Here is a 12,620-nt window from a genome sequence, read left to right as displayed (position 1 = left end):
GACCTCCTGCCTGGGTTGTTTTTTCTTATTTTATAACGAACTCACCCTCGGCACAACCCTTTTTCTTCTTTCGATACATCGGGTGCGTCCCCTCGTGGAAAATATAATAGCTCACATAATCCGTGAGAAAAATTCCCACTGCCGAGAGCAGATACCAGATCCCGAAAAACCACGGGCAGATCAGCCCATCGCAGAAGGAAAACGGCAGCGCACTGTAGTCCCACATACGGTAATGCAGCACCCGCAGGGAAAACATTCCCGAATACAGTTCGATGGCCGTAATCAGGACGGCGGATACCATCATCTGAAACGCCAGCGGAAAGCGGCGCAGCCCGGCGTCTTCCAGCATTCCGATTCCTGCAAGGGACAGTCCTCCGGCAATGCCCATCAGGCGGAAGCTGTAACCGCGGTAGGTGACTTCGATGGCAAGATAAATGCAGTAGCCCAAAAGAAAAAACAGCAGATACTTCTTTGCTTTCATTCGTTTTTCTCCCATTCTAATTGAGAATCTTTTCTATATTCCCAGTATCTCTGTCTTTTCTCTTTTTATCCGCTTGCATTTTTTCTTTTCCATGTTACAATACTTTCATGTTTCGAAAGAAGTTTCGAATAGAAAGGACAGAAAAAAGAATGGCATTTAACCCAATGAAGTTAATGGAATTAAAAAATCTGAGAGACCGTTTCGCCCAAAACCACCCGAAGTTCGTAAAATTCATGGGCGATCTCGCATCCTCCCAGATCGAAGAAGGAACGATTCTCGAAGTCACGGTGAAAAAGCCGGACGGGCGAACGATGGTTTCCAATATCAAGGTGACTGCTTCGGATCTTGAAATGCTGCAGGCAATCAAACAGATGTAACATATTTTTCGTGGCAAAAAGCCGCTTTCTTTCCGGCATGCGCACAGCAGGCGCTGCGGAGAAGAAAGCGGCTTTTTTGTCAATATCTGTATCAACAAGAGCAATCACAGAATCGCATTTTCCGCTCTGTCTTTTTATAATAGAGCAGACGGCAGGAAAAGAAATGCTATCCAAAAGAAATACTATCTCCCCTCCTGCCGCTTTCGAGAATTGTATTCTCCGGGATTACAGCCGAACTGGCGCCGGAAGGCGGCGGCAAAACGGCTGGCGTTGCTGAAACCCACCAGATCTGCGATCTGTGTCATGGAGTACTGGCCGCTTTCGACGAGCGGCAGGCTTTTGGACGCACGGTATTCCTCGAGATACTGCGTCACCGTCTTTCCTGTCATTTTCCGGAAGAGACGGCAGCAGACCTCGCGGGACAGATGCACCTGCTCACCAAGCTTTTCGAGCGAAATCACGGATTCTGAATGTGTATGGATATAGTCCAGCATCTGTGCAAGCCGCGCAAGCTCCACCTGATTGGCCGGGACAAACGGCGTCTGGTATTTCTGCTGATGTACCAGAATCAGGAAGAAGGCTTCACACAGAAGGCCCTTGATTTTCAGCTCATAGCAGTACGGCTTTTCGTAGAACAGCGTATCGACCTTCTCCAGCTTTTCCAGCACCTCTTTCCCCCACGCTTCCGTCCCCGGAATGCACAGGCAGGGACCCGCGGAATTCTGCAGAAACGGCCGGAAACAGTTGCGCTCGACATCGCTTCCGAAATCGCCGTACAGAAAATCGGGGCGCACGAGGATCGTTGTGTACTTTGCCCTTTCGTTGTTCGGCGAATGGCAGCTGTGCGGCACATTGCGGTTCACAAGCAGCCCGTCTCCCGGTGAAATTTCATAGCTGTTCTGGTAAATCTGATAGACTGCCTTTCCCTCACGAGGAAGGCTGATCTCGATTTCCTGATGCCAGTGGATCGGCACAGTTTTTCCCTCGAACATCCACAGATCGTCGTGGTTGACCGTCAGCGGAAAGGTTTCTGTTCCGTGCTCTTCCAGTTCGCGCCTGGTATCGTCCACCAGAATCTTTCTCTTTGCCATCTGCAATTCTCCCCCTTATCTCAATTTCTGTATTATATTATAATCGTGCATCCCGCCGGATGCAAGAAGGAGGATATTATGTCTCGCTCTCGTTCCAGAGAAATGGACCTGACGACCGGAAGTCCGTTCTGGTCGCTGTTAAAATTTTCCATTCCGGTGATCCTCGGCAATCTGTTCCAGCTCTTCTATACGCTGGCAGATTCCGTGATCGTCGGAAAGACGCTCGGTGCTGAATCGCTCGCCGCGGTCGGCTCCACCAGCATTATCATTTACTTTGTGTTCTGTTTCATCAACGGCTTCACCGGCGGTTTTGGCATCTGCCTGGGCCAGCGGTGCGGCGCGAAGGATGAACAGGGCATGCGCAAAAGCATCGCAGTTTCCACGCTGCTGAGTATCGCGTTCACCGTTGTGCTGACGCTCGTCTGTTGTCTGCTCTCCCGCCAGATTCTCGTCTGGATGCAGATTCCGGATGACATCGCAGAGGAAGCGAATGCCTATATGTTCGTCGTTCTGCTCGGCACCGGCGCTACCGTGTTCTACAACATGATTTCCAATATGCTCCGCGCACTCGGCGACAGCAAAACACCGCTGTATTTTCTGGTGTTCTCGTCGGTGCTCAACATCATCCTCGACATCGTGTTCATCGTTCCGATGCACATGGGCGTTGCGGGCGCTGCCTGGGCGACGATTCTCTCGCAGTTCCTCTCCGCCGTTTTCAGCACGGTTGTCGGACTTCGAAATTTCCCGATTCTGCACCTGCGCCGTGAGGATTTCCACGACCTGAAAGGAGCTGCTGTTCTTCACCTGAAAACCGGCTTTCCGATGGGCTTTCAGATGTCCGTCATGTGTATCGGCCAGCTCGCGATGCAGGCTGTTGTCAACTCTCTTGGAACGGCTGCGGTTGCCGGCTACACGGCAGCTTCCAAAGCCGACCAGCTCTCCGTCCTTGTGAATAATGCCATGATGACGGCGATCTCCAACTACGTTGCACAGAACTTCGGTGCCGGTAAGAAGGACCGTATCCGCCTCGGCGTACGCGCTTCGCTGATCCAGACCGAAGCGTTCAACATTCTGATGTGCATCGGTATTCTTCTGCTGCGCCATCCGATCGTCGAACTGTTTCTTTCGAATCCGACCACAGAAATTTACCATTACTCCGATGCATTCCTGACGATCGAAGCGCCGTTCTACTTCCTGCTCGGCCTTCTCGCCGTCTACCGCACCTCGATTCAGAGTATGCAGAACGGACGCGCACCGTTTGCCGCATGCATGATCGAGCTTGTGATGCGTCTTGCTGCTACCGTCTGGCTGTCACGCTTCTTAGGCTACACTGCCGTCTGCATCGCAAGCCCGCTTGCCTGGTTCGGTGCGGTTGCACTGCTGATTCCAGTCTACTATCGGATGATGATGAAGCCTGTAAAAACAGTGTAATCAAAATTGATCCACCGGATATTGATATGCCTGGCAACGCAAAACCCGGAATCCTTTCGCTCCTCTTCTGAGGTTTTGAAAAGATTCCGGGTTTTTTATTTTGCTGTTTTCTCTTCCCAGATTGTCTCCAGATTTTTTCCATCAATCCAGATACAGCGGTACACCCGCTTCATCTGCTCATCCAGTTCCGCTTCCCGGTCCGTCTTTACAATCACATGGCCGATCCGGTCAGTTCCATCTGCCATGGCAGAAACTTCATGCCCCTCCGGATAATCCAGGACAAGCTCCAGCCCTTCCTGACGCAGACGTTCGATCTGATCCCGGTCAATTTGTGTGATGGTTCCGCTTACCGGGCTCAGCAGCAGCTTTGCCATGCACGGACAGCTTTCCGTCTGCTGAAAGTCTGTTTCTTCCCCGAGGGCGCTTTTGATCATCTGCTCATAAAAATCAAATCCGTAATACGTTGAAATCAGCTCCGGAATGCAGGTTGCTCCGGTTCTTCCGCCCATCTCAATGATCCAGACCTTTTCGCCGTCCACAAAGACATCCGCATTGACGGAGCACTGATCGGCACCGGACGCGGTGACAGCCATCTGCATCTGGCGGGCAATTTCTTCCCGCAGTGCCCCGCTGCATCCATACGGAAATGCGTGGCCGACCGGAACGGTCGTGTGTGCGCCGCGGTATACAAATTTCGTGTGCGGTGCCAGAAAGACTAATTTGTGGTTCTGCACAAATCCATCCGCGCCGATCTCCATTCCGCGGAGGAAATTTTCAACCAGCACATAATCTCTTGCCGAACCGTTTCTCGCATTTTCATACGCTTCTTCGATCTGTCCGGAATGCTCCACCACGGTAATTCCGCGGCTTCCTGAACTGTCCACCCGTTTTACGACAACCGGGTATCCAAGCTGTTCTGCGGCTTTTTGTGCCTCCTCTGCGCTTCTTACCCGCATCCCGTCTGCCGCGGAAACGCCGCCCTGCCGGAATGCGTCTTTCATCTTTGCCTTATCGGTCAGAATTTCCGCCGCCTCATACGGAATGCCGGACAGATGCATCTTTTCACAGACATAGCCGATTGTGCTGACGGCCACATCGGTTCCCGATGTACAGATTCCGTCGATCTGTTCTTTTTCCGCCGCCGCAAGAATCGCTTCTTTATCCCGCGTATTCAGTTCATAAATTTTATCTGCAAGTGCAAACCCCGGATAATCGCCGGGAATACTCACTACGATCGTGTAAAGACCCATTCTGCGTGCAGTCCGGATCAGCGGCACCTGGTAAATACCGGCGCCTAAAATCATGATTTTTTTCACTTTTTTTCTTCCTCATCAGATACGTTAATGGTTTCCCGCACAATATACTGCGGCGTGCGGTTCAGAATCAGAATCATCTTTCCGAGGTATTCTCCGATGATGCCGAGCACCATCAGAATCAATCCGGAAAAGACAACGATGGCGCAGATCGTCGAAGACCAGCCAACCATCACTGTCGGATCGATGAGCTTTCGGATGGCAATCATGATGGCTGCCAGAAAACCGCCGGCTGCGGAAATTCCGCCGAGAACGGACGATATGCGAAGCGGAATTACAGAATAGTTCCAGTAGGCAAGCCACAATTTGATCAGTTTCTTTAACGTATAGTTGGAAGTTCCCACTGCACGTTTGAAATGCTCCACCTTTACATTTCCGATTTTGTGTGTCGTGCGGTAGAAAATGCCGTCAATATAGGGATTGAAGCTGTCGTATTTTACCACCTCGTCCTTGATCTGGCGGGTAATCATCCAGAAATTGCTGGAAACGATGTCTTTTGGCCGTCCGAGAAGAATCCGGGAGGAAACTTCGTTCAGTTTGCTGGTGACATTTTTCAGGAACGAATTTTTCCGTTTCGGATAGCAGCCGTAAACCAGATCGTATCCTTCTTCCATCTTGTGGATCAGTTTGCTGATCTGGGACGGATGTGTCTGCATGTCATCGTCCATGCCGAGAATAAAGTCTCCTTCGGTGTAGTGGAGTGCCGCCATCAGCGCATTGTGCTGGCCAAAATTGCGCAGCAGGTTGATGCCTTTGACATTCTGGTACTGCTCGCCAAGCTTCTTGATCTCCCCATACGTATTGTCTTTCGGGGAACCGTCGTTCACCAGGACAAATTCGCAGTCATATCCGTCCATTTTCTTGAATTCTTCCATCACCATCTCTACAACTTTCCGGATCGTTGCCTCGGAATTGTAGCATGGGATGACTATTGAAATCAGTTTCATTTTTTCCCTCCATCGGTATCGTTCAGAATGCAGTCATAGAACAGCGGCGTGCCTCCGGTATGGATAAAAAGCACATCGCAGTCCTGTAACTGATGTTCTTCTATGTACTGCTTCATTCCCCAGAATGCCTTTCCGGTGTACGTCGGATCCAGCGGAAGGCCGTTCCGGCAGAACTCTTCCCGGATCACCTGTAAAATCCGCTCATCGTACTGGCCGTATCCGCCCTGGCGGTATCCCATTTCCAGATGAAGTTCACTCTCCCATCCTTCCGGCAGCATGAGATGATTCTTCGCAAAATAATCGGAAATGCCGCTCTTCATGATGCGGATGGCGCGGTCGTACTCGCGGGATGAAATCGAAAGACCGATGATCTGCTCCGTTCCCTGCTCGAGCAGTTTTCCGCTTACCAGGCCGCACTGGGTCGAGCCGGTTCCGGATGCCGCAAAGATATGAGAAAAAGAAATGTTCTGTTCTTTCTCCCACGCAAGAATCTCGCGGTAGCCGTCCACGTAAGCCTGTACCGGTGTGCCTTCATTGCCCGTTCCGAATTTATCGCCGAAAATATAATATGGGTGATATCCCTCTTCTGACAAACGGTTCATCGTCTGCTCGACGGTCTGTGCAATCTCTGTTTTTCTGCACGGAATGACTTCGGCTCCGAGCCATTTCATCAGACGGCTGTTGTTGGTTTCGATCGGGTGTTCTTCGTTTTCTTCGGAAGAACAGATCATATAGCATGGAATCTTTTCCGCACAGCACAGGTTCGCCAGCACACGGCAGAGGTTGGATCTGCTGTTTCCGTAAATGATCATGCAGTCTTTGTTTTTCTCCTGCATGTCACGGAAAAAGGCGCGTCCAATCCGCACTTTGTTTCCGCCCAGGGAAAATGGGAGAAGATCCTCTCTCTTGCAGTACAGTCGGACGTTTCTGTCGTTTGGAAATTCCAGTTTCTGAATTGGTGTACGTATCATTGTTTTTCCTCTTTTATTCTTGTTTCAACTCACAGTCGGTATTTTCACGGAGTCTGACATGTCGAAAATAGTTCGACTGTGACTTGCCTCATGTCAGTGGAGGATCCCGATTTTTCTCCGCCCGCCACTGCCGTTATGTTTCTTTTAACAATTCATCCCACCGCTTTAGAAGCGGGGGACTTCTTGTCTACTGGTGTTAAATTCCGGCATGTACCGGAAGCTTTTCCCTATTATAGACTATTTTTCTCTGCGTGGCAAGCCGTGCCGGAAACAGGAAAAGTCCGCCGGTTTTTGTTTTCACATCTGCCGGCGGGCTTTGGGGATTTTTTACGTATTCTGTTTTTTCATCCGGGATCTGTTCAGGCTTCCTGCGGTGCGGCAAGATTGGCCACAATCCGCGCCACCTGGGCTATCTCCGGGATTTTTGTGTACTCGGCGCAGCTGTGTACCTGATTCATCGAGGTTGCGATGACAAGCCCTTCGATGCCGTGCTGTGCAAAGACGTTGTTGTCGCTGCCGCCGAAAGTTTTTTCGAATGCAGCGGTCAGGCCTTCTTCTGCAACGGCGCTCTCGTAATGTTTTGCGGCGGCGCTGGTGAGCGGTGTCTCATAGGCATGGATATTCAGCTTTTCTTCCCAGACCAGCTTCGCACCAATCTTCTCTGCCTCCTGCTGGAAGGTTCTGTGATACGTTTCCAGAAGCTCCATCGCCGTCTCGTGGTTCAGACTTCGGATTTCGCCTTCAATCACGCAGCTCTCCGAAACGATATTGGTGCCGGAACCGCCGCCGATTTTTCCGATGTTGGCTGTGGTGCTCTCTGCCACGTGGCCCTGCGGAAGCTGTGCGACTGCACGTGCAGCCGCCTGGATGCTGTTGATGCCGTCCTCCGGGTGAAAACCTGCATGGGCGGCTTTTCCCTGGATTTCTGCTTTAAAAGATACAAGGGTCGGAGCTGCATAGGCTGCCGCGCCGATTGCCCCGCTCAGGTCCAGAACGTACGCTTCTTTTGCCTGCACCTGGCTGTAATCGAAGGCATTCGCACCTTTGCAGTACAGCTCCTCACCAGTTGAAATCAGGATTTCGATCGGGCGGTGCGGCGCTCCTGCCTCAGTGATGTGGCGCACGGCCTCATAGATCGCGGTCACACCGGCCAGATCATCGGCGCCGAGAACAGTTGTGCCGTCGCTCGTTACGGTTCCGTCATCGTGGAAAACAGCCTTTTTCCCTTTTGCGGGCTCCACCGTGTCCATGTGGGCGGCAAAGAGAACCGGCACACCGTCAATACTGCCCGGGATGCGTGCAAACAGATTGCCCGCATTCGAACCGATCTGCTCCTGTGTATGATCTTCTGTAAAATTCACTCCGATTTCGGCGAATTTTACTTTCAGAGTGTCTGCCATCTCGCGCTCCTGCAGAGACGGCGAATCAATCGACACCAGCTCTGCAAAAAACTCCCCGATTCTTTTTTCATCTATCATATCCAACTACCTTCTTTCTTTGGCTGCGTCCGCAGTGCGGCCCAGAAAAGCTTCGCTTCCCTGGGCTGCGGGCTTTCGCCCTATCAAAAGAGAATAAAACAGAAAATTTCGTGCGAGCACAAAATTTCCTGCTTCACTGCATTCCGGCACTGCTCAATTTAAATAACATACTCAGGCTGCGCCATAATATGCATCTTGCTGAAGAACTCTCTCGTTCTCTGATTCTGCGGATGCTCGAAGACTTCCTTCGGAGTTCCGTCTTCTACTACGTGTCCTTTATCAAGGAAGATCACACGGTTCGACACATGGCGGATAAAGTTCATCTCATGGGAAACCAGAAGCATTGTATATCCCTGTGCCGCAACTTTTTTAATAACATCCAGAACCTCTCCAACCAGCTCCGGGTCAAGGGCTGAAGTCGGCTCGTCGAGCAGCAGAATCTGCGGTTTCATGGCAAGGGCTCTTGCGAGCGCCACCCTCTGCTGCTGTCCGCCGGACATATGTTTCGGATAGTGGTTTGCCCATTTCTCCATGCCGACCAGTTTCAGTTCTTCTAATGCAATGGCTCTGGCCTCGTCTTTTTTCATCTTCTTGACAACAATCAGGCCTTCCATCACATTTTCCAGTGCGGTTTTCTTCTCAAACAGATTGAACCGCTGGAACACCATTCCTGTGTTCTGTCTCAAATACAGAAGCTCTTTCGGTTTCCGCTCGGAAAGGTCGATCACCTTGTCCCCGATCGTCACCGTTCCCTTCTCCGGTGTCTCAAGGCGGTTAACGCAGCGCAGAAGCGTTGATTTTCCGGTTCCGGAAGGACCGATGATTCCCACAACATCGCCCTGTTTGATCTCGAGGCTGATGTCGTCGAGCACCACGTTGTCGTTATATTTTTTGGATAAATGATCAATTTTTATCATTTTTCTTACCCTCCCCGTTTGCGGACGCCAGCTCTACCTGGTCCGGAATCCGGATTTTATTTTCAATTACGCGGATGATCTGCTCGATCACCAGCGTTACCAGCCAGTAAATGATGGCCAGTGAAACGTAAACTTCAAAGTAGCGATACGTTCTTCCTCCAATAATCTGGCCCTGTGCGGTAATCTCGACAACAGCGCAGGTAAAGGCAAGAGACGTTCCTTTGATGATACTGATAAAAGAGTTTCCAAGGGTCGGAAGTGCAACCTCAAAGGCCTCCGGCAGAATGATGCGGCGCAGTGTCTGCGGATATGTCATGCCGAGCGCATGCGCTGCTTCGATCTGGCCCGGGTCAACGGACTGCAGGGCTGAACGGATAATCTCAGCCATAAAGCCCGACTGATTCAGTCCCAGAGCGATCATTGCATAGACAAAACCGGAAATATTGGCAACCGCCAGATTCGTTCCGAACTGCTGGTTGATTGCCTTGAACATCATGGGAATACCAAAGAACGCAACGTACAGCTGTACGATGACCGGCGTGCCGCGGAGCAGTGAAATCAGAAGATTCGTAATCTGCGTCAGCACTCTGATTTTTTTCATTTTGATGATCGCCATCACAAGTCCCAGTCCCAGTCCGATCATCATAGAAACCACGGCCAGTTCCAGCGTGATCGGCAGCTTTGTCAGCAATTCTGGTATGGATGAAAATACCAGTGAAACGTCAAATAATTTTCCCATGATTTTTTTCCTCTCTTACACGTATTTTTCTACCAGTACACAGGTAAAGCCAAGATTTTTCTTCGGCTTTTTCGGCTCTTCGTCTTTCTTCGGTGCATGGTGGTCGTATACCGACAGGTCGACGTCCGGATTCAGTTTGTAGCCTAATTTCTCATAAAAGCCTGCGGCGCGGTCCTGGCTCGTGATGACGATGTGATCGACACCATATTCTTTCAGCCATTTCTCAGCGGCTTCGATCAGCACGCGGCCGTATCCGCTTTTCTGTTTTTCTCTGACAACACAGACACGCTCGATTTTTCCTGTCTTCTCTGCCGGCAATGCGATGCGGCAGCCGGCTACCGGCTTGTGATCTTCTGTCAGCAGAATCGCCTGCAGATCATCTTTGCTCTCGTCCTGTCCGAATTCCAGTTCAATCGGAATGTTCTGTCCGAAACAGAAAGCATCGGTTCTGACGTAATCGTATGCTTTGTATTTCCACTCTTCGCTTCCCTTTTCTACCCGGTAAATTTCTGCCATGTTTTTCGCTCCTTTTAGAATCGGGAAACGGATGTTCTCGATCCGCTTCCCGTCTGTTTTGTAATCTCTTCTGTTTTTATTTCGAAAACGATGTACTAGTTTGGTGTCTCATCAAAGTATTTCTCGTCCGGGCTGGTGTCCACGCCGAGGTACTCGGTTGTGATCTTGGAAAGGGTTCCGTCCTCTTTCATCTCTTTTAAGGCTTTGTCAACATCCTCGCGGAGTGCTGCGCCCTCTTCGTTCTTTCCAAACAGGAAATAAGTATTGTTCTGCGGGAACAGGAAATCTTCGGTCTCCTCGTCGATCTCGTTTGCTTCCAGCTGACCTTCCAGTCCGAACTGCGGAAGCAGGTTGTCGATGATCGGTCCGTCGTCGATTGCCACATCAGCGGTTCCATCTACGATGTGCTGGTAGCGGACCTGGAAGTTTGCATTGGAATATACGATATTGATCTGGTGATCCGGGTTGTCTGCATTCCATTTTTCCAGTGCATTTGCGGTAAGGCTTCCTGCACTCAGCTCAATTTTGTATCCGCGGTCTGCCAGATCGGTAAGAGAAGTCAGCGGCTCATCGCCGGTTCTCTGAATGTATTCGTTGAAGCTGGTTTTATATGGTAAAGAGAAGTAGTAGGATTCTGCTCTCTCATCGGTATATCCATAGTTGTTGACTGCGATGTCGTACTGACCGCTCAGCACACCCTGCAGTGCATCTGCCTGCTCAATTTTCAGTTCATACTGCGGAAGGCGGTTGAACACTTCTTTTACGATATCGATATCGACACCGGTCAGCTCGTTGTCATCATTTACGTAAAAGTACGGTGCCAGTGTGCCGCTTGTTACAGCTTTGATCACTTTTTTCTCACCGGAGTCTGCGGAAGATGATGCTGCGGAACCGCTGCTGCTTCCTGCACTTGCTGATGCATTGCTTCCGCATCCTGCAAAGCTTGCTGCCAAAAGGCCCGCCGCTGCCAGTACTGCCCAGAATTTCTTTGTCTTTTTCATAATAAAATCCTCCTCATTTCCTCGTTTTTTTCAGTTCCGGCCGCGCCCCGGCTGCCTGAGAGTGTTCCACCAAGGCGCCCCGGATTCTTCTGTTTTATTTTCTTATAAAAGTCCTTTCAGCGGATTAATCGATGCATCCACGGAAAGTACACCGTTCTTCGGGTTTCTGTCTTCCCATTTCGGACTGTTCCAGATCGTTTTTGAGATTTCTCCTGCGTAATCCTCGTAGGTCTCTCCCTCCGGATGGCGAAGGAATACTTCGTCCGGTGTTTTGCTGAGTGTTCTTCTCGATCCATCATCTGCCATCAGCTTCTCGAAATCTACTTTTGCAAGGATTCGTTCGTTGTATCCGCGGAAGAGAACCTCGCCTAATTTCTTTCCAGGTCTCGAAAGTGCCAGCACCTGCTGATCGCTTCCGTGACGGAAGGCCGGGATCGCATACAGCTCTTTTAAGTAGCCCCAGATATTTTTGTAATCACGAATCGGTTTCTTCACCGGTCCTACATTGTGGAAGTAGCTGACATCCCAACGGATCAGAGTGACGTAAGCGCGGACATCGCTGTCGGTGATGTAGTCGCCGAACAGGAAACGGTTCGTCTCCAGCCGTTTGTCCAGCTTATCGAGGGATTCATAGAAATCTTCGTATGCCTCATCGTATGCTTCCGGTGACTGGCAGAATGCCATGCGGTAATGGCCGTTGTTGACATGCGGGAAGAGCCAGTCGTTAAACTCATCGATCTCTTTCCGGAATTTTTTCGGGTACAGGTCCGGCGCATCTTTTGGCTGGAATGGACGGAACTGCACTTCGAGGTAGTTCGTCAGGCGGTGATAATCGTTGTTCACAGCCTTTTTCTCTTTGACATCCACCAGGGTCGGTGTCGTTGCTCTTCCTTTGAAGTCCAGGTTTGCTCTTTTATAGAACTCACTTAAGAAGTAAGCGCCTGTCGCCGGATCCTTGAAATCCGGATACTGTCCGAATGCATGTCCGTAACGGTTTGTCTCGCCGGATGGGGAAACTCTCGTCTCCGAGATCACATCCTGCAGTCCTAAAAGCTCCCGCACGATGATCGGACGGTTGGACCAGTTGCATCCGGTTGCCCAGTAGATCCCGAAGCGGTTTGCTTCTGCTTTCAGGTCGCCTTCTTTATCGCCGAATGGCTGGATAAATGCATTTGGCTGACGGATGAAAGCGCCGCGCTCATCGATCTCTACAAGGGTTTCATTTGGTCTTGGGTCTACTCCGACTTCTGCTGCAAACTGTTCTGCCAGTGCATCGGTGTATTTGATTTCTTCGGTTTCTTTATTTTCAACTGGGGTGAAGCTGCATCCGCATCCGCTCATGTTTTTTCCTCCGTTTT

At 50.6% G+C, this 12,620-nt stretch carries 13 protein-coding genes; 2 read left to right on the top strand and 11 right to left on the bottom strand.

Annotation, left to right across the window (positions count from 1 at the left end):
* Positions 1-25: 25 nt before the first annotated feature.
* Positions 26-481 carry a putative ABC transporter permease gene (locus ACY2VT_RS02070; RefSeq protein ID WP_461878694.1) on the bottom strand — a complete coding sequence of 152 codons (456 nt, stop codon included), beginning with the start codon at positions 479-481 and terminating at the stop codon, positions 26-28.
* Positions 482-630: 149 nt separating this feature from the next.
* Here ACY2VT_RS02070 and ACY2VT_RS02065 point away from each other — a divergent pair, with 149 nt between their 5' ends.
* Positions 631-858 (top strand): hypothetical protein, encoded by a 228-nt coding sequence (locus tag ACY2VT_RS02065; RefSeq protein WP_461876682.1) that lies wholly within the window; start codon positions 631-633, stop codon positions 856-858.
* Positions 859-1,040: 182 nt separating this feature from the next.
* Here ACY2VT_RS02065 and ACY2VT_RS02060 read toward each other — a convergent pair whose 3' ends face one another.
* Positions 1,041-1,949 (bottom strand): AraC family transcriptional regulator, encoded by a 909-nt coding sequence (locus ACY2VT_RS02060; protein ID WP_461878693.1) that lies wholly within the window; start codon positions 1,947-1,949, stop codon positions 1,041-1,043.
* Positions 1,950-2,027: 78 nt separating this feature from the next.
* On the opposite strand from ACY2VT_RS02060, the gene ACY2VT_RS02055 reads away from it, so the two are divergent.
* Positions 2,028-3,380, top strand: a complete 1,353-nt coding sequence (locus ACY2VT_RS02055; protein WP_461878692.1) for an MATE family efflux transporter — start codon at positions 2,028-2,030, stop codon at positions 3,378-3,380.
* Positions 3,381-3,475: 95 nt separating this feature from the next.
* On the opposite strand, the gene ACY2VT_RS02050 is transcribed toward ACY2VT_RS02055, so the two are convergent.
* From ACY2VT_RS02050 to ACY2VT_RS02010, 9 genes are all read right to left on the bottom strand, one after another.
* A complete protein-coding gene (locus ACY2VT_RS02050) occupies positions 3,476-4,696 on the bottom strand; it encodes an ATP-binding protein (protein WP_461878691.1) in 1,221 nt (406 codons plus the stop codon).
* Entirely contained in the window at positions 4,693-5,640 is a 948-nt protein-coding gene (locus ACY2VT_RS02045) for a glycosyltransferase family 2 protein (RefSeq protein WP_461878690.1), read from the bottom strand. Before ACY2VT_RS02045 ends, ACY2VT_RS02050 begins: the two co-directional genes overlap by 4 nt.
* A complete protein-coding gene (locus ACY2VT_RS02040) occupies positions 5,637-6,611 on the bottom strand; it encodes a 1-aminocyclopropane-1-carboxylate deaminase/D-cysteine desulfhydrase (protein ID WP_461878689.1) in 975 nt (324 codons plus the stop codon). The genes ACY2VT_RS02045 and ACY2VT_RS02040 overlap by 4 nt, the downstream gene beginning before the upstream one ends.
* Before the next feature lie 359 nt (positions 6,612-6,970).
* Positions 6,971-8,089, bottom strand: a complete 1,119-nt coding sequence (locus ACY2VT_RS02035) for a M20/M25/M40 family metallo-hydrolase (protein ID WP_461878688.1) — start codon at positions 8,087-8,089, stop codon at positions 6,971-6,973.
* Between the two features lie 158 nt (positions 8,090-8,247).
* Entirely contained in the window at positions 8,248-9,006 is a 759-nt protein-coding gene (locus tag ACY2VT_RS02030) for an amino acid ABC transporter ATP-binding protein (RefSeq protein ID WP_461873693.1), read from the bottom strand.
* Positions 8,993-9,745, bottom strand: a complete 753-nt coding sequence (locus ACY2VT_RS02025; protein ID WP_461873692.1) for an amino acid ABC transporter permease — start codon at positions 9,743-9,745, stop codon at positions 8,993-8,995. Before ACY2VT_RS02025 ends, ACY2VT_RS02030 begins: the two co-directional genes overlap by 14 nt.
* 15 nt (positions 9,746-9,760) lie before the next feature.
* Positions 9,761-10,261 carry a GNAT family N-acetyltransferase gene (locus tag ACY2VT_RS02020; RefSeq protein ID WP_461878687.1) on the bottom strand — a complete coding sequence of 167 codons (501 nt, stop codon included), beginning with the start codon at positions 10,259-10,261 and terminating at the stop codon, positions 9,761-9,763.
* A 95-nt stretch (positions 10,262-10,356) separates the two neighbouring features.
* Positions 10,357-11,262: a transporter substrate-binding domain-containing protein gene (locus ACY2VT_RS02015; RefSeq protein ID WP_461878686.1), complete on the bottom strand. Its 906-nt coding sequence runs from the start codon at positions 11,260-11,262 to the stop codon at positions 10,357-10,359.
* A 102-nt stretch (positions 11,263-11,364) separates the two neighbouring features.
* Positions 11,365-12,603: a glutathione S-transferase C-terminal domain-containing protein gene (locus ACY2VT_RS02010; protein WP_461878685.1), complete on the bottom strand. Its 1,239-nt coding sequence runs from the start codon at positions 12,601-12,603 to the stop codon at positions 11,365-11,367.
* Positions 12,604-12,620 lie beyond the last annotated feature (17 nt).

The organism is Fusicatenibacter sp. (assembly GCF_050872605.1).
Classification (GTDB): Bacteria; Bacillota; Clostridia; order Lachnospirales; family Lachnospiraceae; genus Fusicatenibacter.
The sequence above is the reverse complement of the archived record's forward strand: the minus strand, read 5'-3'. Positions and strand labels throughout refer to the sequence as shown.